This window comes from Kribbella sp. NPDC048915 (genome assembly GCF_040649595.1).
GTDB lineage: Bacteria > Actinomycetota > Actinomycetes > Propionibacteriales > Kribbellaceae > Kribbella.
In genome coordinates, this window is record NZ_JBEZFT010000005.1 from 89050 (window position 1) to 112937 (window position 23888).

Sequence of the window (23888 nt, forward strand, 5' to 3'; positions counted from 1 at the left end):
TGAGTCGCGGAGAGCCTGTCGGAACAGGTCGGGATCGTCAATGCGACATTTCGGTTGGTGACCACACCGCAACCTGCGCCGCCGGCAACTTGGTCATCGCCACCAGCAACATTCGCCGTTGTCCTTCGTCGTACGGCGTGAGTTCGTCGAGCTGCCACGGCTCGGCGAGCGTACGGACCAGGTCCTGGTCGAAGAAGCGGCCGACGAAACCGTCGTGCATGCACAATCCGTCGTCGAGCTGCTGCCAGTGCCGCGAGCAGTCGTCCGCCGTCGACCACACGGCGTACACGAACACGCCGCCCGGGCAGAGCACTCGGTGGACCTCGGCAACGAGTGAGCGCAGCTCGGACTCGGTGAACGCCATGTTCAGCAGCAGGTTCGCGAACACCGCGTTCACCGTCGCGTCGGCCGGCGGCAGCGGGTCGCGGACGTCGTGCAGCGCCGCGGTCACCCGGTCGTCGAGGCCCTCGCGCTGCGCTTGGTGCCGCAGTTGGTCGAGTGCGGTCTCGCTGAAATCGGTGGCGTGCACACTGAATCCCTGCCGGGCCAGGAAGAGTGCGTCGCGGCCGTGGCCGGCGCCGAGCTCGAGGACGTCGTCGATGCCCGCGGCACCGAATCGCTGCACGGCGCGGTGCGCCGCGGCCGAGGGCTCCGCCCCGTGCAAGCAGGGACGGCGCGCATACGCCGAGTCCCACTGTTCCTGCTGAGCTCTGGCGAGCTCCACGTGTCCAGTTTTCCCTGTATTCATAGTGCTCCCCGTGGTCGTCACGCCGCTCTGGACGATCGGCAGACCGCAGCAGCCTACGTCAGATTCTTGAGTAGTCGTACTCCGGCGGCCGGCCGTTGCGCTGACGCTGGCACGCGCAGGCGATGACCGACCGTGACTGTTCCCGCATAATGGAGGTTCGCGGAGGAAGGCCGGGGTGAACCGCATGCTGGAGGGCGTCGACAGCCAATCGGAAAAGGTACGGGTCCTCATCAACTCGCTGGAAAAGTTGAGGACCCACGGCGGTCTCACCGCCGAACGGCTGCGCGCGGACCGATCCGGTGTTGCGACACCACTACTGAGCCTGGCCGCCACCCGTCGCTACGCCAGCGTCCACGAGCTCGATCCGGCCGACGCCGCCGTCGCGCTGACCTGCGACTGCGTCCGCGAGGATCTCAACGACTCCCAGCAGCTCGTGGCCGATGCCGTGCTCGGGCTCGGCGTCTTCCGGCAATCGTTCCTGGACTCCGGCATCGACACGCAGGTGATCCGCGCGCTCTACGATCTGGCACTCGGCCGCCGGCGCGAGACGTTGCTCAGCTCCTGGCACGCACTCCACCGAGCTCTGGCGGTCACACCGAACGCGGCTCCCAGCGACCGCTATCTCCGCGGTACGACGGAGCTGGCCGTTCTCGGTGAACTTGCCTACCAACTGACCCGGCGGGACATCTACTCGGTCGGCGCGAAGAACGCCGCCCGCGCGGAGACCGGTGTAGTTCCGCAACAACCGACCCCGGGCCGGGTTGTGGTGGTCGGCGGCGCGGTGATGGACGCAACGTTCAGGACCAAGCAACTGCCGGCCCCGGAGACATCGACCGAGGCGCTCGCGTTCAGCCTTTCTCCAGGCGGCAAAGGCCTGATGCAAGCTGTCGCCTGCGCCCGCCTGGGCCTGCACACCTCACTGATCGCGGCGGTGGCCACCGATCGGTTCGGGGACGCGATCGTCGAGTTCCTCGAGCAGGAGCACGTCGACACCTCGCTCATCAAGCGGGTGCCGAACGCGGATACACCGTTCACCGGCGTCTTCCAGCAGCAGCTCGGTGACAGCATCGCCGTCAACTGGCGAAACGAGAAGCAGCTTCGCCTGGACCCGGGCGACGTGGTGCAGCATCGCGCGGAGCTCGGCGACTGCGACGCGCTACTGACCACCTTCGAGGTTCCTCGGGACACGTTGGAGGACGTCGTTGCCATGGCGCACAATGCGTCAGGCAGCCGGCCGACCGTGATCGTGACCCCGGGGCAGCCGTACAGCGACGACGAGGTGTCCGCCGAGACGCTGGCCCAGATCGACTACCTCGTCGCGCACGCGTGGGAGCTCGAGCCGTTTGCACGTCACGACGCGGCCTTCGACCCTGACTCCGTGGCCCGCACGCTGCTTGCCTTCGGCGTCAAAACGTTGTGCTTGCTCGTCACCGGCGGCTGTACGGCGTACTCGCGGCCGATGCGCGACGTCCTCCGGGTTGCTGCGCCGCCCGCGATCTACAAGGAATCCTCGGTCGCCCGCGACGCCTTCTGCGCGGCCCTCGCGGCGCAGCTGATCGACAACGAGAACACCTTCTCCGAGGACGTGGCCCGCTGGGCGACCGCGGCGATGTCGTGCGCAGCGTCCGACTTCCCGCGCCGGAACTCGCTCCCGACCCGACGTCGTATCGACGATCTCCTCGACGCCAGCCAACTGTAGGTTCAGCGCAGGATGCGGACCAGGTCCTCGGGCGACAGCGCCTCGGTCGCACCGCGGACCCGGCAGCAGAAGATCAGTGAGTCCTTCAACGGAACGCGGCTCCGTTCGGCGCGCGGGTCCGCCGCGCAGAGCTCATCGATACTCCGGATCGCCGGAAAGCTGGCCCGCATTTCGCGCAGGCTCATGTAGCAGCCCTTGTAGTACAGGTAGGGGCGCGCCTGGACAGTCATCCATTGCTGCCAGTTCGACGCCAGGTAGCTCGACCCGGTGAAGCCCAGGTTGGGGTCGACGGCTGTCGTCAGCAGTTGGACGTCGTCCCGTCGCTGGAAGTACCTGCGCACTTGCGCGAGGAGGTACGACACCGCATTCGCCGGAGCACCGGTGAAGGAGTAGACCCGCGAGAGATCCCAGACAGCTTCCTGCGGGATTCCGGTCAGGAAGGTCACCTGCTCGGCCACCCGCCGCCACTCGAGCGGTGAAGCGCTGCACAGGGTCACGGGCGTGCCGGTCTGCTTGTCCACCAGTGCGAAGTTGAGCGATCCGCGCCGGGCGTTGCGAAGGTAGTGCAGGCTGTCGAACACACGATCGGCGTCCGCGCCGACCTGCCGGAACTCGAGTTCCGGGAGCGTGTACGGACGCCGTGGCATGAGATCCCGGACGGCGCGCTGATCTCTGCGGAGCCGGGCGGCGTGACGGATGACGGTGGCCGCCGCCGCGGGATAGCTGACGCGCCCTTGTTCGTTCGCGCGCCGCGGTAGATGCAAACGGGTTCGCACTGCCAGCGCGCGCCGGTCGACCCCCAGCAATCGGGCCAGACCGAGCAGCCGCGGCGTCGGTTCCGCGTGCTCAATTCGAAAAGCTGTTGCCAATACTCGGCGTGGGGGCTCCGCAGCGATCGTCTGCACGGCTGGATGCTAGCGGATTGCCGCGGTAATGCGGCAAGTCTGGAACCGCGCGTGTTTTGGCTGCCGCGTCCCCGGCGTGTCGTGCCATTTGGCAGCCGGCCGTCGCCAACTGGCACGTTGCCGCAAGCATCGACCACCAATAGGGCTTCACGAAAAGACCGAATGCGCCGGTTGGCATTGCTACGGCCGCCAATTTACGTATTGCCACCCGATTGTCGTGCACTGAAATAGAAGCAGAAAGAAATCATGGGAAGGAGACTCGCCATGCAAATCCTTGCCGCTTTGATGACGCTCGCCGGTGCGGTGCTGCTGACCTCGCTCTGGAAGCAGGTGCTGAAGCTCCTGCTGGCCGCCGCGGTGGCCGTCTTCTGCTTCGGCCTCTACAACATCGCCCAGGTGCTGACCCGGTAACGGCCGGGTCAGCGCAGGCGGCGGATCCAGTGGCCGCGCCCGAACCACCTGGTCATCCGCGCCGCCAGCAGCTGCGCACGCTCCCAGACCGGGTCCGACCGGAGTTGGCGCGCGGAGAGCCGCAGCACGGCCTGATACTCGATCCCAAGGCTGCTGAGGCGGCAATGCCGCTCGCAGACGAACTCGCGATCGGCCAACGACTCGAACTGATCACAGGTCACGTCGACGACCCAGCGCTCGGCACTCGACCCGATCTCGATCCAGCAGTGGAACGGCAGCGTCTTTTCTCCGACGACGATGTCGCCGACGCAGTAGCGCGCCCGGACCCGCAGGATCCAGGGCAGCTCGTGCAGCAGCCACGCGGAGGTCGCGCCGCACTGCCCCGCCGAGGCCGGCCGGTCGGCATCGGACATGAAGTCCGGATGGACGGTCGAGTCGGACCATTCGAGCGACAGCGCGGCCCGGTAGGCGTGCAACTGCCGGCGGAAGCGGGCGGAAAACCACGGTCCGGTCTGTGGACCCGAGACTGCCAACGCACACTGTGACACGACTGCCCTCCCCGATAACTGGTCCGCACCGCGAGCCGAGGCACGCGCCAGAAGATTATTGGGCATTGTGTGCGTTGCTGGAATCCCTTGGCAAGATGATTTCCTAATACACCGCTCAGGTAGTGTGCAATGGATTTGGAATGGTGCCGGTCACCGGTATCGGTGGACGGGTGGACAAGTCGGTGTAGCCGAGTGTCAGGCGGTATCCGTTCAAGGGATAACGCAGGAAGGATTCACCGGTGAGGGCCGTCGCTTTCAGCCGGTCGGTGTATTCGGGGTGTTCTTCGGTGTAGCGGTGTACCTCCGCGCGGACGACTGCCCAGAAGGTCTTTTCGGGGATGAGGGATCGGGCGGACAGAGGGTTGAGGACGCCGAGCAGGAGGGCGTCGACGAGGTACTGGCGGAGGACCGGCCAGGGTTTGCGGGGCAGGACGCGGGTGTGGGAGTCGGGTTCGGGCCCGCGGGCGGGGATGGGGTCGGTGGAGATATTGATGTCGTCGACGAGGTCCTTGACGACCAGGCGACTGGGCAGGCCGACAGATGAGCAAATGATCGCGAGGTTCTCGCCGTGCGGGTTGACGGTGACGCCGTAGTGGTGGAGCAGATGGAGCAGCGGGCGGAGCAGGGCCGCGCTGAGGTGGGTGAGCCAGGTGCAGGCGTCGGCGCCGGAGCGCGCGATCGCGGCCTCGGCGAATCCCGGATGCAGTACGGCGGCCAGCGGCCACACCGTCTCACCGTCTCGCAGCCGAGGATCGATCGGGTCGCGCCAGATGCAGCCGAGGGTCTCGGTCCACTGGTACGGGATGCCCGCGTGCGTCGACAGTTCGGGGTGCGGCACGGTGACCGACGCGACCTCGCCCAGCAGTTCCGTGCCCAGCGAGGCGAACACCTCGTCGCGGGACCACAGGCCTCGCAGCCACTGGGTGATCATTGGTGCGGCCAACGTGCAGTGTTCGGGGATGCCGCGGTAGACGGACGTGTTGAGGATCTTCAGCGGCAGCTTGACCTGGTAGCGGTCCGGCCGGGTGATGTTGACCATGGTCCGGATCGACTGCGTCGGCAGGTACTCGTCGGGGCTGTCCCCCAGCACCACGATTTCCCCGGACGCGAGCTCACGGGCCCACTGTGTGCGGATCACGTGGTCCAACTGCCACGGATGACACGGCAACCAGACATACGCGTCCGGATCGTCCAGCCGCGCGCGGAACTCGGCCACCGTTGACGGATCGAGTTCACGGGCGATGACGGCGTGCTCCGAGAGGTCCGGTGTACCACGGAACTCGGCGAGCCCCCGACGTACGGCGAGCCACACCAGGTGCAGCGGCGTACGCGCCTCGGGGGCGTACCGCTCGCTGTCGGATGCCGAGAAGCCGAGCCGACCCTTGTTCGCGACCAGCAGCGGATGCCCGGTCAGATACCCTTCCAGCCGACTGTGATGCAACTCGAGCAACTGTTGAGCAGGCACGGCAGTCGACGCCACCCGTACGTCGGCCGCGAGCGTGCTCGTCAACTCGGCGACATAGCCGGCCACTGTCGACCCGTCCACGCCGAGCACGGAGGCGGCGTCGACGAAGAACCGTATCGGGTCGGTGGCGACCTCGCTCTCGTCGTTGCCGAGGATGCCGGCCGTGGTACGCCGGATCGACGCCGGATCGACCCGCCAACTCCCGAATCCCCCTCGCGTCGCCGAGAAGGTGTAGGAGACCGCACCGAAATCGAGCCGGTCGTCGACAGGCTCCAGCAGCCCCTCGGTGCAGAACTGTGAGATCAGCTTGGCCAGCAGCTCGGACGAGCACTGTGTCCACACGTTCATCCGGGGATCGCAAACGTCGTGAAAGCGGTGTTCTTGGGCAGCCGGTAGACCTCGCGGCCGGCCACGCTGTTCAGGATCGTCGCGTTGCGGATCGCCCCGATCCCGAGGTCCGGCGCAGCAACGCCATGACTGTGCAGATCCGCGTTGGCGACGAAGATGCGCCCGGCCAGCGCGTCGTCGGTCTGCACGCTGTGGTCGCGGTTGATGACCCAGCGGCCCGACGCGTCGTGCCGGATCCGGTCCTCCAGCGAGGTCAGAAACGGCAGCGGACGGTTCCGGTACCCGGTGGCCGCCACGACGACGTCAGTAGTGTGCTGAAACGTCTTGCCGCTGTCGGCGTGCAGCATGGTCAGCTCGACCCCGTCTGCGCGCGCGACGGCGGACACGACGGCCACACCGCACTGCAGCTCCGCCGGGAGCTCCCGCGAGTACAGGACGTCGTGGATGTCGTCCAGCGTCTCGGAGGAGATGCCCTTGTAGTGCCGCCACTGCTCCTTCACCAGCCGGTCCCGGGTCTCCTCGTCCAGGCTGTGGAAGTAGTCGACGTACGACGGCGTCGTCATCTCCAGCACCAACTTGGAGTAGTCCAGCGGCGCGAACGACGGCGTACGCGTCAGCCAGGACACAGCGGGTCCGTTGGCGCGCAGCAGGTCCAGCGCGCATTCAGCACCGGACTGCCCCGAGCCGACGACTGTCACCCGCCCGGCCTGCAGCAATTCGTCCCGCCGGAACAGGTAGTCCGCAGAGTGGGTGAAGCGCTCCGCAGGTAGACCGGCCAGCGCAGCAGGTACGAAAGGCTCAGTGCCGACGCCAACCACCAGATGACGAGCCTCGAAGTGCTCCACGCCGTCACCGCGCTCCACGGTGAGCTCGAACGACGACCCGTTCCAGGCCGCCTCCCGCACGTGGTGCCCGAAATGTAGGGAGTCCAACTGCGCGGCACACCACCGCAGGTATGTCTCGTACTCCCGCCGCGTCGGGTGGAACTTCTCGCGGACGTAGAACTGGTACAGGCGGTCCTGCTCCTTCAGGTACGACAGAAACGACAGGTGGTGCGCCGGCTCGACCAGACTGACCAGGTCGGCCAGGAACGACACCTGCAGCATCGCGTCCTCGAACATCAGCCCGCGATGCCAGGTGAACTCGGGCCGGCTGTCGAGCACAGCGAGCTGTACGTCGTCCACTCCGTCGGCCAATGCGGCCAGTCCGAGGTTGAACGGCCCGCAGCCGATCGCGATCACGTCGTACACGTCATGCCTCCCTGCGCGGCCCGGGTCCGGACCATCAGTAGTGCTGTCTTCTCGGGCAGCCGGAGCTCCCCGTGCTGGACGAATCCCGCCGCGGTGAACGCGCGGACGGACGGGACGTTGTCGATATCCGGTTCAGCAACGACCTGCGCGCACGCAGGCTCGGCCAGGAACACCTGCTCGGCGAGTGACCGCAGCAGCTGTTTGCCGAGACCCCGGCCAACCCGTGAGACGTCACCGATCGCCACGTGGACGCCCCGGTCGTCCTCGCCGTACACGTAGTACTTCGCGAGCCGGTCGTGCCGCACCCGGTACACCTCGACGTACGCGAACTCCTCGCCGTCCACGGCGACCACGTACGGCGTGGAATGCTCCCCCGCTACCTGCCGCTCGATCTCCTGCGCCCAGCGCTCGACGCACCAGTCCTGCTGCCACCACCGGACGATGTGCGGCCGCTGCATCCACAGCGCGATCCGCGGAGCGTCGGCCGGGTCCGCGACGCGCAGTTCGAACGAGGTCACCGCAGCGGATTGGGGATGTCGAGGTAGACCGACTGCGCGTCCAGCGGCGCAACCACCTCGTCGATGCCACGCAACCGGGTCATCATGTTCGCCTTGCACGGCAACGTCTTGGCCTCGAGCCAGCGGCGCGCCAGCCGGTCCCCGTCCGGGCCGGCGGACTTCAGCAGCGGCAGCGCGAGTGTCAGCCGTTCGCGGACCACTCCGAGCAGATCCCCTTCGTCCGCGATGCCGTCGTACGCCAGGCAGGCGACAACAGCCAGCGCCTGGTTGTGCAGCAGGTAGTAGGTCAGCCGGTCGTCGACGATCGGGTCGTCCACGACCGCCAGGGTCGAGTCACGCAGCCCGGTGACGGCGAGCAGACCACGCAGGTACGACGACGCGAGGTAGTAACCCTGGTTGTCGCGGTACGCACCACCCCTGATCCGGCCGGCGCCGTCGAGCCGCACCAGCGTGTTCTGCTGATGCGCCTCCAGTCCGATGCCCGTTTCGGCGTACAGGTGCAACATCGGGATCAGGACGTTGTCGATGTAGTCCGCGACCCACTCGGCCGGATCGTCCGCGGCGAACTCGCTCAGCCGACTCACGCCGCCTGGACGCGGCGCGACGAGACCGGCGAGGCAGGCGTAGCTGTTGACGTCCGGCGGCACTTCACGGACGGCGACGTCGAGACCTGTCAGCGTCGGACCGCCTTCGTCGAGCGCAACCCAGGCAGGGTCGCGGACGATCGTGAAGCGCGGGTGCGCCGTCGCCGTACCCGCGTTGTACGCCGCGTCGAGCAGCCGGTTGATCTCCAGACCACGCCGCAGCTCGGTCGGCGTCGACTCGCGCCGCGAGTTCGTGATCCGCAGGCCGAGCGACAGCTTCAGCATCACCGGCAGGTCCGGATGAAAGACCGTCCGCAGGCTCGACGTCGGGTACCACTGCGCACCGGACGGTCCCAGGTCCTTCACCTGGCCCGCTCGGATCAGCTTCGCGACCCGCGGCCGCTCCGCGACCGACGCTGCCTGCCACGGGTGGGCGGGGATCAGCACCCGGCCCGCCGATGGAGTGATACCGGCCAGCGCGCCCATCAGCTGCACAGCGTCCAGTCCCTGCAGCGAGGGCGCGCCGGCCACCTGGTCCGACGACACCAGCTCGGCGTCGGCTTCGAACCAGTGCACAGCGAAGCTGCCGCCGAGCTCCGGCGAGTACGCCTCCAGCTCGGCACCGCTCAGCCCGTCCCGGCTCTTCGGCGCCGGGTGGTTCAGATGCCCGAACAGCAACGCCTGCTCGAACTCGAGAAAACGCCCCGGACCGCGCGGACCGCCGGCCTCGTCCACGAACAGCGCGACGTTCCGCACCGACTCCGCCGTACGCTGCGCCAGGTCGTCGATCTCCGCCGGGTCGGCGTCTTTGGACAGCAGCCGCACGAGGTCTTCCGGGGCCGGCGGTACGCCGTCCACCTGGACCTCGGTGAACCGGTGCAGCCCGGTGCGTGCGGCATGCTCGACGCGTGCGGTCACGGTCGAGTCGCCGACGGAGAAGCTCAGCGGGCCGACCTCGACCGGTAGGGCGGTTTCGCGCGTGAAGCAGCGCAGGATCGCGTTGAGATGTGCGTCGACGGCTGGGGCGGTCATTGCGCGTCGACTCCTTCGGCGGCGACTGCCCGTCCGACCTCGACGACCTGGTCGAGCAGGTTCTCGATGTCGGCCACGGTCGCGTTCGGGTTCAGCAGCGTGAGTTTCAGCGCGACAGCTGCCGGGCGGCCGTTGCGTGCCGGGACCTTCGTCCGGCCGATCAGGACCCGGCCCGAGGCCAGCAGGCGCCGCCGTACCTCACCTTGGAGTGCATCGACAGGGCCTTGCCCAGCGACTCGGAACAGCACGGTCGTCAGGGTCACCGGCGCCAGCAGTTCGAGGTTGCTGTCGGCAACAACCCGAGCCGCGGCGGCGTGCGCGAGTTCGTGACAGGTGTCGAGCATCGCGCCGAGTCCGGCCCGCCCGTACGCCGCCAGCGTGGTCGCGACCTTCACCGCATCCGGACGGCGGGTCGTCTGCAGGCTGCGCCCGAGCAGCCCGTCCAAGCCGGAGTCGATGTCGTCGGACGGGTTCAGGTAGTCGACCGAGCGGTCGAACGCCGCGAACCGCGTCCGGTCGGCCACCAGCAGCACGCTCGTCGCGGCCGGCTGCCAGCCAATCTTGTGCAGATCCAGCGTGACCGAATCCGCGAGCGCGACATCCGCCAGCAGCGGCGCCAACCGATCGGAGAACAGCGCGCCGAACCCGTACGCCGCGTCGACGTGCAGCCAAGCGCCGTACTGCCGGGCCAGCTCGGCGATCGGCGCGATCGGGTCCACCGATCCGAAGTCCGTCGTACCGGCCGTCGCGATCACCGCGACCGGTGTACGCCCGGGCTTCGCGAGCTCGTCCGCGAGCAGGTCGGGCCGCATCCGGAAGTTGTCGTCGGAGCCGATCGTGATCGCGGCCTGCTCCCCCAGCCCGAGCGCCGCGCAGGCCCGCTGTACCGAGAAGTGCGCGAGCTCGGAGCAGAACACGACCGGCTGCTCGAGGCCCTGCAGGCCGTTGCGCCGGACGTCGATCCCGGCGGCCGCGGCCACACTGTCACGCGCGATCAGGACCGCGAGCAGGTTCGAGATCGAACCGCCCGGTGTCAGTACGCCGTCCGCCTGCGGGCCGAACCCGGCCAGACCGGCCAGCGCCTTCACCACCCACTGCTCGATCGCCAGCGTCGCCGGACCCGAGTCGTAGGTGTCCATCGACGCGTTCGACGCCGAGGCCAGCGCGTCCGCGTCCACCGCGACCTGCAACACCGGCGGCTGCAGGTGCGCCGCGGCGTGCGGGTGGCTGAGGTCGATCCCCCACTCGTCCAGCAGCCCCGCGATCAGGTCGAGCGCCGCGGACTCCCCCATCCCGGTCGACGGCACCCGCGGCTCCCCCAGCACCTCCGCCGTACGCCGCAGCACCGCCCCCGGCGAACCGTGCGGTAACGGTCCACGCTCGGTGTCCGACACCGTCGAGGCCAGCTGCCACCGAGCGGCGAACGGATCACGAACGGGTGCGGGCAGCGCGGTCAGACGCGCGGGCTGCGACATCCAGATCTCCCGGAAAGTTGTCGAGTAAGGCAAGCCTTACTAAGGCAGCCCTAACTTTCCATCCGCCTCACTCACCGTGTCAACTCCACCACCCAGTCCGTGAACATCCTCACGATCGCGGACGCGTCACGGTCGCGCGCACCTGTACGGCGGACTGCGGGAAAACGCCCCCCCACGCCGGTCAGCGGCCGTAGGGGGTTCTGGTGAGGACGAAGGTGGCGACGTTCAGGTGGGTGATCGTGGTGCCTTGGCGGACCACGTGGAGTTTTTCGCCGGCCAGGTAGCCGTCGCGGCCTTGGTAGAGGTCGGGCGCGAGCGGGGTGAGGCGGGTGGTGAGGCCGCCGGTGAGTTGGAGAATGCCGGCGGTGGCTGTGATGGTCAGCGGGGTGTTGCCCCAGTACCAGTGACCGAGGAGTTCGGCGCCCTGCGACAGCGGCGGCTCAGGGACCCATTCCTGGGTGACCGGCGGCTCGTGCTTCATCAGCACCCGCACCAACTCAGGAGCCAGCGACGACACCCGCCCGTACGTACCGTTCCCGAGCGTCACCGCCCCGACCCGCCGGACACGATCCACGAACAGACCGGCCAGGAAACCAGGCATCGACCCGGTGTGCCCGACGAGCAGATGCGGATCGTCCGCGATCAGCCGCAGCCCGAGCCCGTACGACGCGTTCAGCCCCTCGCGCGGATCCGACGCCACCGGCGTGGCCATCTCCTCGACCGACTCGCGGCTCAGCACCTCGTGCACCGGGTCGATCCAGAACGCGGCGTACCGCGCCAGGTCCTCGATCGTGCTCCACAACTGGCCCGCCGGCGCCATCGCACGGGAGTCGTACGACGGTTCCGGCTCGAGCTGCCCGCTGAACGGATGCACCGAGAACCCCTCGGCCGCGGGAGCCGACGGGAAGTACGTCGTCCGCGTCATCTGCAACGGATCCAGGATCCGCGACTGGACCAGGTCGCTCCACGACTGCCCGCGCAGCCGCGCGACGATCTCGCCGAGCAGGCCATACCCGAGGTTCGAGTAGTGGTGCCGCCGATCCGCCGGGCCGACCGCGTGCGCGTCACTCATCGCCGCGGTCAGCTCGTCGAACGAGACCCCCGGATTGCGTTCCCACCACGGCCCGTCGGGTTCGGCGTTCATCCCGCCGCTGTGCGCGAGCAGCTGCCGGATCGTCCTGTCCCCGAAGGCGATCCCGGGCAGATGCTTGCCCACAGCATCGTTCAGCGACAGCAGCCCCTCGTCGCGGCACTGCAGCACCAGGATCGCGGTCAGCGTCTTCGTGATCGACCCGATCCGGTACTGCACGTCGGTCCCCGGTAGCGCCCCGTCCGCCGTCGCGAACCGCCCGCGCGTCCCGGTCCACACCAGCGAACCGTCCCGCACCACCCCGGCAGCCAGCGACGGCACCTTCGTCTCCCCCTGCGCCGCCGCAACCTCGGCGAAGAGCGCTGCGGCGGTGTCAGGACGTACGGATGTCACTCAAAGGCCTCCGGGGACGGGCAGGAGCAGACCAGGTTGCGGTCGCCGTACGCGCCGTCGATGCGGCGGACCGGCGGCCAGTACTTCGAGGTGCGGTCGACCGAGCGCGGGAACGCGGCCTCCTCGCGGGTGTACGGGTGCTCCCACTTGTCGTTGACGACCGACTCGGCGGTGTGCGGCGCGTTCACCAGCGGGTTGTCGTTCGCCGGCCACTCCCCGGCCGCGACCCGGTCGATCTCGTGCCGGATCGCGATCATCGCGTCGCAGAAGCGGTCCAGCTCGCCGAGGTCCTCGGACTCGGTCGGCTCGACCATCAGCGTGCCGGCCACCGGGAACGACATCGTCGGGGCGTGGAACCCGTAGTCGATCAGCCGCTTGGCGACGTCGTCGACGCTGATGCCGGTCTCCTTGGTCATCGGCCGCAGGTCCAGGATGCACTCGTGCGCGACCAGGCCGTTCTCACCGGTGTACAGCACCGGGAACGCGCCCTCGAGCCGCTTCGCCACGTAGTTCGCGGTCAGCACGGCGGCCTTGGTCGCCGCGGTCAGGCCCTCCGCGCCCATCATCCGGATGTACGCCCACGAGATCGCCAGCACACCGGCGGATCCGAACGGCGCCGCGCTGATCGGTCCGACGCCCGACTCCGGCCCGGCCTGGTCGAGCAGCGGGTGGTTCGGCAGGTACGGCGCCAGGTGCGCGGCGACCGCGACCGGACCGACCCCCGGGCCGCCACCGCCGTGCGGGATGCAGAACGTCTTGTGCAGGTTCAGGTGGCTGACGTCGCCGCCGAACTCGCCCGGCTTCGCCAGCCCGAGCAGCGCGTTCAGGTTGGCGCCGTCGACGTACACCTGACCGCCGTGGTCGTGGACGATCTGGCAGACCTCGCGGACGCTCTCCTCGTACACGCCGTGCGTCGACGGGTACGTGATCATGATCGCGGCCAGCCGCTCGGCGTGCTCGGCCGCCTTCGCGCGCAGGTCCGCCAGGTCGATCGTGCCGTCGTCGTTGCCCTTGACAACGACAACCTTCATGCCGGCCATCACCGCGGACGCGGCGTTGGTGCCGTGCGCGCTGGCCGGGATCAGGCAGACGTTGCGGCCCTCGTCGCCCCGCGCGTGGTGGTAGCCGCGGATCGCGAGCAGACCGGCCAGCTCACCCTGCGAGCCCGCGTTCGGCTGGATCGAGACCTTCGCGTACCCGGTCACCTCGGCCAGCCAGCGCTCCAGCTGACCGATCAGCTTCACGTACCCGGCCGCGTCCTCGACCGGCGCGAACGGGTGCAGGTCGGCGAACTCCGGCCAGGTGACCGGCTCCATCTCGGTGGTCGCGTTCAGCTTCATCGTGCACGAGCCGAGCGGGATCATCCCGCGGTCCAGCGCGTAGTCCTTGTCGGACAGCTTGCGCAGGTACCGCAGCATCTTGGTCTCGGACCGGTGCGTGTTGAAGACCGGGTGCGTCAGGTACTCCGTCATGCGCGGAACCGCGATCGCCGCGGCCTCGAGCGTGTCGTCGTACTGCACGCCGAAGGACTGGCAGACCCGGGTCAACGTGGCGACGTCGGTCTTCTCGTCGCAGGAGATGCCGACCTGGTCAGCGTCGACGAGCCGCAGCCAGATCCCGTTCTGCCGGGCGGCGTCGACCACGTCCGCGGCCCGGCCCGGAACCCGGGCGAGCACGGTGTCGAAGAACTCGTCGTGCACGACCTCGACCCCGCCCGCACGCAGCGACGCGGCGAGCTTGCCGGCATACGCGTGCACCCGCTCCGCGATCGCGCGCAGTCCGTCGGGCCCGTGGTAGACGGCGTACATCGACGCGACGACCGCGAGCAGGACCTGCGCCGTACAGATGTTCGACGTCGCCTTCTCGCGCCGGATGTGCTGCTCCCGCGTCTGCAGCGCCAGCCGGTACGCCGGGGCGCCGTCGGCGTCGACCGAGACGCCGACAAGGCGACCGGGCAACGACCGCTCGAGACCGGAGCGTACGGACATGAACCCGGCGTGCGGACCGCCGTAGAACAGCGGTACGCCGAAGCGCTGCGACGAGCCGATCACAATGTCGGCGCCGGCCTCGCCCGGAGCCTCGAGCACGGTCAGCGCGAGCAGGTCGGAGGCCACCGCGACCAGGGTGTCGCGGTCGTGCGCCGCCGCGATCAGCGGCTTCAGGTCGCGAACGACACCGCTCGAGCCCGGGTACTGCACCAGGAACCCGAAGAAATCGCCCTCGGGCAGACCGCCGGTCGTGTCGGCGACGACAACCTCGATCCCGAGTGCCTCCGCGCGGGTGCGCACCACGGCGATGGTCTGCGCGAAGCAGTCGGCGTCGACGAGGAAGCGGTCGGACTTGCTCTTCTTGTTCGAGCGGTGTGCCAGCGTCATCGCCTCGGCCGCTGCGGTCCCCTCGTCCAGCAGCGACGCGTTCGCGGTCGGCAACCCGGTCAGGTCGGACACCACGGTCTGGAAGTTCAGCAGCGCCTCGAGCCGGCCCTGGGAGATCTCCGGCTGGTACGGCGTGTACGCGGTGTACCACGCCGGGTTCTCGACCAGGCGGCGGACGATCACCGACGGCGTGAACGTGCCGTAGTACCCCTGGCCGATCATCGACGTAGCGACGGTGTTGCGCGCCGCGAGCTGACGCAGCTCGGTGAGCGCGTCCACCTCGGACGCCGGCTCGGGCAGCCGCAGCGCCTCGGCGGAGCGGATGGACGCGGGGACCGCGGCATCCACGAGCGCGTCGACGTCGTCGTACCCGAGGACTTGCACCATCCGGGCGACCTCGTCGGGTCGCGGTCCGATGTGGCGGTCCGCAAAGATCGCAGAGAGTTCGGTTGTCATCAAGAGGCTCCGTTGCTGGCTGTGCTGCCGGTGGCCTCCCCCTCTGTCACGCACCCTGCACGCTTCAGAGTCGCCTGCGACACTCGGTCCCTGGGCCTGAGAGGTTCCGGGGAGGAATTGCCCCTTCGGCGCCCGATGACACGGGTCTCTCCCGAGTGCTGTGAACGGCTGTCACGAGGCTACCAGCAACGAAGCCGGAGCTGTGCCTGCAGGTGCCCGGCAGGTCAGCCGGTCATCCGGGCGCGGCGACGGGCGGCGAGCTCGTCGTTCGCGTGCGGGTCGGCGTCCTCGTCGTCGTGACCGTCGGCGCGCTCGGTCGGCAGCTCGGACAGCGAACCCTCGACCTCACGCCAGACACCGCCGAGCGCGATGCCGAAAACGCCCTGGCCGCCGGCCAGCAGATCGATGACCTCGTCCGGCGAGGTGCACATGTACACCGAGGCGCCGTCGCTCATCAGCGTGATCTGGGTCAGGTCGTCGAACCCGCGCTTGCTCAGGTGCGCGATCGCGGTCCGGATCTGCTGCAGCGAGATCCCGGCGTCGAGCAGCCGCTTGATCACCTTCAGCAACAGAACGTCACGGAACCCGTACAACCGCTGGGTGCCGGAGCCGGTCGCGGGACGCACCGACGGTGAGACCAGGCCGGTGCGGGCCCAGTAGTCGAGCTGGCGGTAGGTGATCCCGGCGGCAGCGCACGCCGTCGGCCCCCGGAAACCGACGTCCTCCGGCATCGGCCGCAGGTCGTCGTCGAACAGCAGACCCTGGACGCCGGCAGTGGCGGTAGCGGCTGCCACAGCCTCTGCGTGCGCGTCGGACGTCGACTGCGCCGTCAGATCCGTGTCCCCGGTGCGTGTCACGCCTGAGCCTCCCTGGATACCGACTGGAACGATACCGACCGAAACGAGTCATCTGCGTGGAGTGACAGCACCCCACGACTCCTTCACGGTAAGCCGCCGCCCGAGGCGGGTCAACGACAACCGCACCGAGCCGCGAGCGTGTCGCGACCGCCGTACGAATCGTTACCTAGCCGCACTTGTGCCGGCCACCCGACGCGGCGCGCCGGGAAGGTCAGCTCTTGTCGAAGTCCTCGGGAGTCACCTGGTCGAGGAACTCCCGGAACCGCTCGACCTCCTCTTCCTCCTGCACCTCGTCCGTGCTGTTCGTCTCGCTCTCCGGGACCGGGATACCGGCCTCGGCGAGGATCTCGTCGGCGCAGAACACCGGCGTACCGGTGCGCAGCGCGATCGCGATCGAGTCCGACGGGCGCGCCGAGATCTCGGTCTTGTCGTCGAACACCAGGATCGCCTCGAACACACCGTCGTTCAGGTTCACGATCCGGACCTGGCTGAGGGTGTGCCCGAGCACCCGGATGGTCTCCGCGAACAGGTCGTGGGTCAGTGGCCGGGGCGGCTCCATGCCCTGCTGGGCGAACGCGATCGCACTCGCCTCGGCAGCGCCGATCCAGATCGGCAGATACCGCTCCCCGCCGACCTCCTTGAGCAGCACGATCGGCTGACTCGAGGGCATCTCCACCCGGACTCCGACCACGTCGACTTCGCGCACGTCTTCAGCCTACTCCGCGCGGAAGGTGGAGCGGTTACGGGCGCGGCAGCCTGGACCGCACCAGCGCGGTGTGCAGCCGGACGGTCAGCGCGGCCAGCTCGGCGGTCTGTTCGGTCCGGCGCGGGCCGGTGACCTGCTCGATCAGGCCGACCTCGCGATCCGCCGCGGTCCGGAAGGCACGCAGGTGCCGCGGCTCGATGCCGTACGACGCCAGCTCGGCGGCGACCTGGGCGATCACGATCGCATCGCCCGAATAATGCTTGCCAGTGGCCACGACCAGACCGTGCCCCTCCAACTCGTCGAGCAGCTCGGGCGACACGTCCGCCGCCGTACGGAGTTCCTCGCGGGTCAGCCGCAGCTCGGTGGCGGCGGCGCCGAAGTCCTCAGCGACCGGCTGCCCGGGGGTTTGCGGCGTACTCGGCGCGACCGGCGGGCCCGCGGCGGAGGGCCGCAGGCCACGGTCGATCGCGTCGAGGTGTTCCTTGATCACCTTCAACGGCAGGTACCGGTCGCGCTGGGCCGCCAGCACGTACCGCAGCCGCTCGACATCGGCGGCGCTGAACTTGCGGTAACCGGACGGCGTCCGGGCCGGCGAGACCAGGCCCTCGGCCTCCAGGAACCGGATCTTGGAGATCGTGACATCGGCGAACTCGTCCTGCAGCAGCTTCAGCACCTCGCCGATGCCGCGGCCGCCCGCCGGTGCGTCGGCGCTGGGGTCAGGCTTGGCCACTGGCGTAGTACACCAGCCGGTACTTGCCGATCTGGACCTCGTCGCCGTTGGTCAGCTGCACCTCGTCGATCCGGTCCCGGTTCACGTACGTACCGTTCAGGCTACCGACGTCGCGGACCTTGACGCCGTGCGCGTCGCGGCGGAACTCCGCGTGCCGGCGCGACACGGTCACGTCGTCCAGGAAAATGTCGCTGTCCGGGTGCCGGCCGGCGGTCACCACGTCCACGTCGAGCAGGAACCGGCTGCCCGCGTTCGGCCCGCGCTGGACGATCAGCAGGGCGGATCCGGCCGGCAGCGCGCCGACCGCCGCGGCGTCGTCGGCCGACAGCGGCTCACCGGTCTGCTCCGGCTCCGGCTCGGCCCCGATCGGGGTGAGCATCGCGGTGTCGGTGACACCGGGCGTCGGTGGCGTCTGAGGGGTCGCCGGGGCTGCCGCCGGGCGGTCCGCGCCAGGCAGCATCGCTCCGCACTGCGAGCAGAACCGGCTGCCCTCGGAGTTCTCGTGCCCGCACTGGTTGCAGAACGGCATACTGTGATCCTCCCGCTCGCCGGCGGTCCGGCGACGTCTCGATAGACCCCGTGTTGACAGTGTTGACAGTGTGGCCAAGGGCCTCAACCCTCGACCAGCGGTTGAGGCCGGTAACGCTATCAGCCGGCGGTCAGCCCTGGTCGAGCTGGGCCTGGTACGCCTCGGCGTCCATCAGCGCGGACACCTCGTCGGCGTCCTCCACGTCGATGTCGAGCAACCAGCCCTCGCCGTACGGGTCGCTGTTGACCAGGTCGGGCTGGTCGGCGAGCGCCTCGTTGACGGCGGTCACGGTGCCGTTCACCGGGGCGAACAGGTCGCTCACGCTCTTGGTCGACTCCAGCTCGCCGCAGGCGTCGCCGGCCCGGACCGTACTGCCGACCTCGGGGAGCTGCACGTACACGATGTCACCGAGCTGGTCCTGCGCGAAGTCGGTGATACCGACCCGCACCGGGCCGTCCTCGCCGGCCTTCACCCACTCGTGCTCGGCCGTGTACTTCAGGTCTTCGGGGTACACCTTCGTTCCTCTTTCGCTCAAGGACAGCTCTACGGGGGGCTTACTTGGTCGGGCTGGGCGCCGGGCGAGCGTAACGATGCTCTTCCGGAGCGTGCAAGGCGGTGATCGCGACCGTCTCCAGCTCGGTGACCTCGGCGGTTCCGCCCACCTGCGGACCGGTCACCTCACTGACCAGACCACCCGGGAAGTTGGCCGCCTCGGCCAGGTTGTGGGACTCCCCGATCGCCTCGATCACGTACGGCGAGACCACCTTCTGACCGTCGATCCGGATCCCCGGGGCGTCGTCGGTGAAGTCGGTGCTGGCCACCACCCGGACCGATCCGTTGATCTGGATCGCCTCGGCGCCGGCGTCGCGCAGCTCCTCGATCGCGTCGAGCAGGTTGCCCGAGGTCATCTTGCCCTGCGGGTCGTTCAGCGTGATCCGGACCCCCGGTCCCTGCGCGGGCAGCGTGCCGGCCAGGATGCCGAGTGTGCGGACCTGGGCCTCGGCCTGCTCGCGGGCGGTCTGCGCCTTGTCCGCGCTCGAGGACAGCGAGTTCTTCCGCTCCTCCAGGTCGGCGATCTCGCTCTCCAGTCGCCGGGTGTTCTGCCCGAGGCCGTCGAGAATCGCGATCAGGTCTTCGCGGCGGGCATTCTGGTAGCCGTCGTCGGCTCGGTTCACCCGCACCTGGACGACCGCGACGCAGGCGACCAACGCGAGCACGACCGCGACGATCGCCTGCCCGCGGGACGGCTTGAACCCGGCCTTCAGCCGGCGCAGCGCCGGGTTCGGCACGCGCTTGTTCGGCATCGGCGTCGGGCGCTCCGGCGGATCGGCCGGTTGTGGGGTTTTCTCGTCGCTCATGATCAGGCCCGGAAGATGTGCCGCCGGATGGCGGCCATGTTGGTGAAGATGCGGATGCCGAGCACGACGACCACACCGGTGGACAGCTGCGACCCGACCCCGAGCTGGTCGCCCAGGTAGACGATCAGCGCCGCGATCAGGACGTTGGACACGAACGAGACAACGAACACCTTGTCGTCGAAGATCCCGTCCAGGAACGCCCGCAGCGCACCGAACACCGCGTCCAGCGCGGCGACCACGGCGATCGGCAGGTACGGCTGCGCCCAGTCCGGGACGTCGGGCGCGACCAGCAGACCGACGACGACCCCGATCACCAGTCCGAGTACGGCGATCATCTCGTTCGCACCTTCGCGTAGCGCAACGCGATGGTCGCATCGGCCGGCACCAGCAAGGAATCCTCCGTCGTGATCGTCATCCGGACACCGAAGTTGCTCACCAGGTACTGCACCCACTGCCCGCCGGAACTCTGCGCGAACCGGGCGGGCATGGTCGCGGTGTCCCCGATCGCCAGCACCGTGTACGGCGGAGTCAGCGAACTGTAGTCGACGGTGATCGCACTGCCCGCGCCGCGGATCGCGGTCAGCGAGGTGATCCGGCGGCCGTTCACCGAGACCGCCTCCGCGCCGGCTGTCCACAGACCGTTGACGAGCTGCTGCAGATCGACGTCGAGCAACCGGCCTTCCTTGGCGTCGGCGTCCTTGGCGTCGTCAATCACCACCTTGAGCCCCGGGCCGGTGACCGCGATCGCCCCGGTCTGCAGCTCCAGGTCGTCGACCTTCTGCTGCAGGGCGGCACCGGCGCTGTCGCTGCTCAGTCCGCTGGCCTGCAACCGCCGTACCTCGTCGGCGAGCCGCGACTGGTTGTTGCGCAGGTCGTTCAGCCGGCCGTCCGCGGTGTTGATGCGGGCGATCAGCTCCTTGCGCTGCTTCTCCGCCTCGGGGGCGCTGCGATAGTTCTGCACGGCGGCCACGGCGAGCAGGAAGCCGAGCACCGCGGCGGCCACCACCATCATGATCCGGTGCCGGGACCGGGTCTGCTTGCCGCCGGAGGTCGACCGGGTCCGCGCCGCGGCCGCGTACCCCTCGTCGATCGGGTGCGCCATCAGGTTGTTCAGCAGGGACATCGAGGCGTCGACGCGCCGTGGAGGTGGCTGCTGAGACGGCTGCTGAGGAGCTTGCTGGGTCACCCTGCCGAATCCTTGATCGGTTTCACCGTCTGGACCAGGTGCCGTAGTTGGGCGAAGTACAGCGCGCCGGCCCAGTAGTACAGACCGGTACCCCAGATCGCGAACGCCCACCCGAACACGCGGGCGAGCAGGTTGAGGGTGCTGTCGCCGTCACCGAGCAGCAGCAGCGGGAACGCGTACAGCAAGCAGAAGGTCGCGGACTTGCCGAGGAAGTGCACCGGCAGCGCGTTGAAGCCGCGCCGGTGCAGAGCCGGCAGCGTGAGGGTGAGCAACAGGTCGCGCAACGGCAGCGCGATCGCCAGCCACCACGGGATGATGTCCCGCAACGCCAGGCCGAGGACCGTGGCGAAGATGTACAGCCGGTCGGCGACCGGGTCGAGCATCTGGCCGAGGCGGGTCGTCTGGTTCATCCGCCGGGCGATCTGGCCGTCTGCCCAATCGGTGAAGCCCGAGACGGCGAGCACCAGCAGCGCCCAGCCGTCCTCCTGGGGACCGAGCACGAGCCACAGGAAAAGCGGCACTCCCAGCAACCTGAGGAAGCTGAGCGCGTTCGGGATCGTCCACACCCGGTCGGACACTTCCAAGTCCGGCACGCGACCCCTCCCTCTTTCCACCCTGGACACCCGTCGTAACTGTACTGGGGCGCGTCGACAGGTTTGCGCCCGGCCGTACCGGGGCAGGCCCCGACCTTCCCGATCGGCCGGATCCTGTTACGAGAACGCAGCCATCCCCCGCCCGCTACGCCTGCGACGAAGCAGTGATCCGATCGATATCGACCGGTGACTCTGCGGGCTGCTTACGCTGGGCAGATGAGGTTCCTCGTACTGATCTACGGCAACCCGGAGTCACGGGCCGTGTGGGACTCGCTCAGCGACGAGCAGAAGAAGGAAGGCATGGCGGGGTACGCCGCGCTGCACGAGGCGCTGGCCGCGCGCGGGGAACTGATCGCGTCCGAGTCGCTGGACGCCCCGGAGCTCACCAAGCAGGTGCTGGTCCGGGACGGTACGGCGCTGACGACGGACGGACCGTTCGCCGAGGTGAAGGAACAGCTGGCCGGCTTCTATCTGCTGGAATGCGACTCGATGGACCGTGCGGTGGAGATCTCCACGCAGATCCCGGAGGCGCCGTTCAGTGTCGTGGAGGTCCGCCCGATCCGCGACCTCGGCGCGTTCATGTGACTTACGAGGAACTCCTCCGGGAGCAGGCTCCGCGGGTGCTCGGGGTGCTGGTCCGCCGGTACGGCGACTTCGACGCCTGCGAGGACGCCGTACAGGAGGCACTGCTCGCGGCGTACCTGCAGTGGCCGGCCGACGGCGTGCCGGCGAATCCGCGCGGCTGGCTCGTCACGGTCGCGTCGCGGCGGCTGATCGAGGTACTGCGGCGGAATGCGGCCCGCGCGCAGCGTGAGGAGACCGTGGCCTCGTGGACTCCCCCGGAGCCGGCGTCCGGCGAGGACGACTCGCTGACGTTGCTGATGCTGTGTTGTCATCCGGAGCTGACGCCGCAGTCACAGGTCGCGCTGACGTTGCGCGCGGTCGGCGGGCTGACGACCGCGGAGATCGCCCGCGCGTTCTTGGTGCCGGAGGCAACGATCGGGCAGCGGATCAGCAGGGCGAAGGCGAAGCTACGGGGCGCGGAGTTCGCGTTGCCGCCTGCCGCGGAGCAGTCTGCGCGCCTGGCCGCCGTACTGCATGTGCTGTATCTCGTCTTCAACGAGGGGTACACCGCATCGTCCGGTCCGTCGCTACACCGGGAGGAGCTGAGCGCGGAGGCGATCCGGCTGACCCGGCAACTGCATGCAGCGCTGCCGGCGGATGGTGAGGTGGCCGGGCTGCTCGCGTTGATGCTGCTGACGGATGCGCGACGGCCGGCACGGACGATGGACGACGGCGCCCTGGTGCCGTTGCCGGAGCAGGACCGTTCGCTGTGGGACGCGGCCGCGATCGCCGAGGGCACCGCGCTGATCGAGGCGGCGTTGCGCTCGGCGCCTGTCGGTCCGTACCAACTGCAGGCCGCGATCGCCGCCGTCCACGACGCGGCAGCCACCGCGGACGCGACCGACTGGCGCGAGATCCTCATGCTGTACGAACTGCTCGAGTCGGTCGCACCGGGGCCGATGGTGACGCTGAACCGGATCGTCGCCGTCGCGATGGTGCACGGGCCGGCGGCCGGGTTGGCGTTGCTGGCGGATGTGGATCCGGCGCTGCGCGAGCACCATCGGCTGGCGGCCGTTCGTGCGCACCTGCTCGAACTGTCCGGCGATGCTGTCGGCGCGCGCCAAGAGTACGAACGCGCGGCCCGGCTGACCGAGAGCGTTCCCGAGCAGCGTTATCTGCAGTCGCGCGCCGCTAGTTTGCGAGTCTTCCAGGGCGGCCCCAGCTGAGTTCGGCTTCGATCGTCAGCTGCAGGAACCCGTCGACGGCGTACGGACGGACGGCGTCCTCGACCCGGGCATCGAAATCGGCGGCCTCGTCGGCCGTCATCAGGTCGCGGGCGAGGCTCGAGGTCGAGTGGAACTGCTCGACGTAGTCGGCGACCTTCTGGCGGTAGGTGACCGGTGCGGTTCGCGCCGTAGCGGTCAGGTCGAGCAGGCCGCGCTCGCGGATCGCTTCGACGACGCGGTACTTCGGGTCGTGGTCCTGCTTCCGCGAATGCCGCTGGATCGCCTCGACCACGCCGCCCCACCACGGCATGTCCACCGGCCCGTGCTCCACGACGACGAGCTGGGCATTCGGCGTCAGGTGTGGCACGATCCGCGCGAACGTCTCCTCCCACGGCATCCAGTGGATGCTCGCCCCGGCCGTGACGAGTGCGTACGGCCCGTCGAGGTCGGCGGTCTCGATCGCGCTGACCTGCCAGCGGAGGTTCGGACGATCGCCGCCGGGCCGCTGCTTCCCGGCCGCCACCATCGCCGCCGAGAAGTCGACCGCGTCGACCTGATCGACCGACGGCGCGAGCGGCCGGGCGATCGCGCCCTCACCCGCACCGATGTCGAGCACCCGGCGCGGCTCGTCGGTGATCAGCTGCCGGAGCCGGTCGAAGACCTCGTCCGGGTACGGCGGCCGATGCTGATAGGCCTGCGCCACTGCCTCCTGCTGGAACGTCGCCGCGAGCTCAGTCATGTCTCGGAGCCTAGAGGGGGCGCGCGGTCCGGACACCACATTCTGCTGCGGGCCGACGTAACCTGCGCGTCGCGTCCGATCACACAGCTGAAACACACGCTGC

24 protein-coding genes and 1 riboswitch are annotated in these 23888 nt (G+C 69.0%); of the genes, 4 read left to right on the plus strand and 20 right to left on the minus strand.

Going from position 1 to position 23888, the window contains the following annotated elements; genetic code table 11:
• Nucleotides 1-37 precede the first annotated feature (37 nt).
• Nucleotides 38-724, minus strand: coding sequence for a class I SAM-dependent methyltransferase (locus AB0B82_RS04655; RefSeq protein WP_360162471.1), 687 nt, complete (start codon nucleotides 722-724; stop codon nucleotides 38-40).
• 208 nt (nucleotides 725-932) lie between these two features.
• Here AB0B82_RS04655 and AB0B82_RS04660 point away from each other — a divergent pair, with 208 nt between their 5' ends.
• Nucleotides 933-2447 (plus strand): PfkB family carbohydrate kinase, encoded by a 1515-nt coding sequence (locus AB0B82_RS04660; protein WP_360162642.1) that lies wholly within the window; start codon nucleotides 933-935, stop codon nucleotides 2445-2447.
• 2 nt (nucleotides 2448-2449) lie between these two features.
• Here the strand turns inward: AB0B82_RS04660 and AB0B82_RS04665 are convergent, their stop codons facing one another.
• The gene (locus AB0B82_RS04665) at nucleotides 2450-3094 is read right to left on the minus strand and encodes a hypothetical protein (protein WP_360162473.1); all 645 of its coding nucleotides are present in this window, start codon (nucleotides 3092-3094) and stop codon (nucleotides 2450-2452) included.
• 522 nt (nucleotides 3095-3616) lie between these two features.
• Between AB0B82_RS04665 and AB0B82_RS04670 the strand changes: the two genes are divergently transcribed.
• On the plus strand, nucleotides 3617-3763 hold the full coding sequence (locus tag AB0B82_RS04670; RefSeq protein WP_360162475.1) for a hypothetical protein: 147 nt from the start codon (nucleotides 3617-3619) through the stop codon (nucleotides 3761-3763).
• 8 nt (nucleotides 3764-3771) lie between these two features.
• On the opposite strand, the gene AB0B82_RS04675 is transcribed toward AB0B82_RS04670, so the two are convergent.
• The 17 genes from AB0B82_RS04675 to AB0B82_RS04755 all read right to left on the minus strand — a co-directional run bounded on the left by AB0B82_RS04675 (nucleotide 3772) and on the right by AB0B82_RS04755 (nucleotide 21256).
• Nucleotides 3772-4311, minus strand: a complete 540-nt coding sequence (locus tag AB0B82_RS04675) for a hypothetical protein (RefSeq protein WP_360162477.1) — start codon at nucleotides 4309-4311, stop codon at nucleotides 3772-3774.
• A gap of 115 nt (nucleotides 4312-4426) precedes the next feature.
• Nucleotides 4427-6124: an IucA/IucC family protein gene (locus AB0B82_RS04680; RefSeq protein WP_360162479.1), complete on the minus strand. Its 1698-nt coding sequence runs from the start codon at nucleotides 6122-6124 to the stop codon at nucleotides 4427-4429.
• Entirely contained in the window at nucleotides 6121-7374 is a 1254-nt protein-coding gene (locus tag AB0B82_RS04685; protein WP_360162481.1) for a SidA/IucD/PvdA family monooxygenase, read from the minus strand. Before AB0B82_RS04685 ends, AB0B82_RS04680 begins: the two co-directional genes overlap by 4 nt.
• Nucleotides 7362-7892, minus strand: coding sequence for a GNAT family N-acetyltransferase (locus tag AB0B82_RS04690; RefSeq protein ID WP_360162483.1), 531 nt, complete (start codon nucleotides 7890-7892; stop codon nucleotides 7362-7364). The genes AB0B82_RS04685 and AB0B82_RS04690 overlap by 13 nt, the downstream gene beginning before the upstream one ends.
• Complete coding sequence (locus AB0B82_RS04695; protein ID WP_360162485.1) at nucleotides 7889-9508, minus strand: IucA/IucC family protein; 1620 nt, start codon at nucleotides 9506-9508, stop codon at nucleotides 7889-7891. Before AB0B82_RS04695 ends, AB0B82_RS04690 begins: the two co-directional genes overlap by 4 nt.
• On the minus strand, nucleotides 9505-10983 hold the full coding sequence (locus tag AB0B82_RS04700) for a pyridoxal-dependent decarboxylase (protein ID WP_360162487.1): 1479 nt from the start codon (nucleotides 10981-10983) through the stop codon (nucleotides 9505-9507). The genes AB0B82_RS04695 and AB0B82_RS04700 overlap by 4 nt, the downstream gene beginning before the upstream one ends.
• Before the next feature lie 181 nt (nucleotides 10984-11164).
• The gene (locus AB0B82_RS04705; protein ID WP_360162489.1) at nucleotides 11165-12466 is read right to left on the minus strand and encodes a serine hydrolase domain-containing protein; all 1302 of its coding nucleotides are present in this window, start codon (nucleotides 12464-12466) and stop codon (nucleotides 11165-11167) included.
• Nucleotides 12463-15297, minus strand: a complete 2835-nt coding sequence (gene gcvP / locus AB0B82_RS04710) for an aminomethyl-transferring glycine dehydrogenase (protein ID WP_360162491.1) — start codon at nucleotides 15295-15297, stop codon at nucleotides 12463-12465. The genes AB0B82_RS04705 and gcvP overlap by 4 nt, the downstream gene beginning before the upstream one ends.
• A gap of 74 nt (nucleotides 15298-15371) precedes the next feature.
• Nucleotides 15372-15461: riboswitch (glycine riboswitch) on the minus strand.
• Nucleotides 15462-15521: 60 nt separating this feature from the next.
• On the minus strand, nucleotides 15522-16091 hold the full coding sequence (locus AB0B82_RS04715) for a MerR family transcriptional regulator (RefSeq protein ID WP_360162644.1): 570 nt from the start codon (nucleotides 16089-16091) through the stop codon (nucleotides 15522-15524).
• A 274-nt stretch (nucleotides 16092-16365) separates the two neighbouring features.
• Nucleotides 16366-16860 (minus strand): bifunctional nuclease family protein, encoded by a 495-nt coding sequence (locus AB0B82_RS04720; RefSeq protein ID WP_360162493.1) that lies wholly within the window; start codon nucleotides 16858-16860, stop codon nucleotides 16366-16368.
• Between the two features lie 34 nt (nucleotides 16861-16894).
• A complete protein-coding gene (locus tag AB0B82_RS04725) occupies nucleotides 16895-17590 on the minus strand; it encodes a MerR family transcriptional regulator (RefSeq protein WP_360162495.1) in 696 nt (231 codons plus the stop codon).
• Nucleotides 17577-18119: an FHA domain-containing protein gene (locus AB0B82_RS04730; RefSeq protein WP_360162497.1), complete on the minus strand. Its 543-nt coding sequence runs from the start codon at nucleotides 18117-18119 to the stop codon at nucleotides 17577-17579. The genes AB0B82_RS04725 and AB0B82_RS04730 overlap by 14 nt, the downstream gene beginning before the upstream one ends.
• Before the next feature lie 130 nt (nucleotides 18120-18249).
• Nucleotides 18250-18633 (minus strand): glycine cleavage system protein GcvH, encoded by a 384-nt coding sequence (gene gcvH / locus AB0B82_RS04735; RefSeq protein ID WP_360162499.1) that lies wholly within the window; start codon nucleotides 18631-18633, stop codon nucleotides 18250-18252.
• A gap of 40 nt (nucleotides 18634-18673) precedes the next feature.
• Entirely contained in the window at nucleotides 18674-19477 is an 804-nt protein-coding gene (locus tag AB0B82_RS04740) for a DUF881 domain-containing protein (RefSeq protein ID WP_360162501.1), read from the minus strand.
• Between the two features lie 2 nt (nucleotides 19478-19479).
• On the minus strand, nucleotides 19480-19812 hold the full coding sequence (locus AB0B82_RS04745) for a small basic family protein (protein ID WP_130379362.1): 333 nt from the start codon (nucleotides 19810-19812) through the stop codon (nucleotides 19480-19482).
• Nucleotides 19809-20663, minus strand: coding sequence for a DUF881 domain-containing protein (locus AB0B82_RS04750; protein WP_360162504.1), 855 nt, complete (start codon nucleotides 20661-20663; stop codon nucleotides 19809-19811). Before AB0B82_RS04750 ends, AB0B82_RS04745 begins: the two co-directional genes overlap by 4 nt.
• Nucleotides 20660-21256 carry a CDP-alcohol phosphatidyltransferase family protein gene (locus AB0B82_RS04755; RefSeq protein WP_360162506.1) on the minus strand — a complete coding sequence of 199 codons (597 nt, stop codon included), beginning with the start codon at nucleotides 21254-21256 and terminating at the stop codon, nucleotides 20660-20662. Before AB0B82_RS04755 ends, AB0B82_RS04750 begins: the two co-directional genes overlap by 4 nt.
• A 216-nt stretch (nucleotides 21257-21472) precedes the next feature.
• On the opposite strand from AB0B82_RS04755, the gene AB0B82_RS04760 reads away from it, so the two are divergent.
• Both AB0B82_RS04760 and AB0B82_RS04765 read left to right on the plus strand, forming a co-directional pair.
• Nucleotides 21473-21841 (plus strand): YciI family protein, encoded by a 369-nt coding sequence (locus AB0B82_RS04760; protein ID WP_360162508.1) that lies wholly within the window; start codon nucleotides 21473-21475, stop codon nucleotides 21839-21841.
• Entirely contained in the window at nucleotides 21838-23046 is a 1209-nt protein-coding gene (locus AB0B82_RS04765; RefSeq protein ID WP_360162510.1) for a sigma-70 family RNA polymerase sigma factor, read from the plus strand. Before AB0B82_RS04760 ends, AB0B82_RS04765 begins: the two co-directional genes overlap by 4 nt.
• Here AB0B82_RS04765 and AB0B82_RS04770 read toward each other — a convergent pair.
• Nucleotides 23012-23785: a class I SAM-dependent methyltransferase gene (locus AB0B82_RS04770; protein ID WP_360162512.1), complete on the minus strand. Its 774-nt coding sequence runs from the start codon at nucleotides 23783-23785 to the stop codon at nucleotides 23012-23014. The two genes, AB0B82_RS04765 and AB0B82_RS04770, sit on opposite strands and share 35 nt — an antisense overlap.
• Nucleotides 23786-23888: the final 103 nt, after the last annotated feature.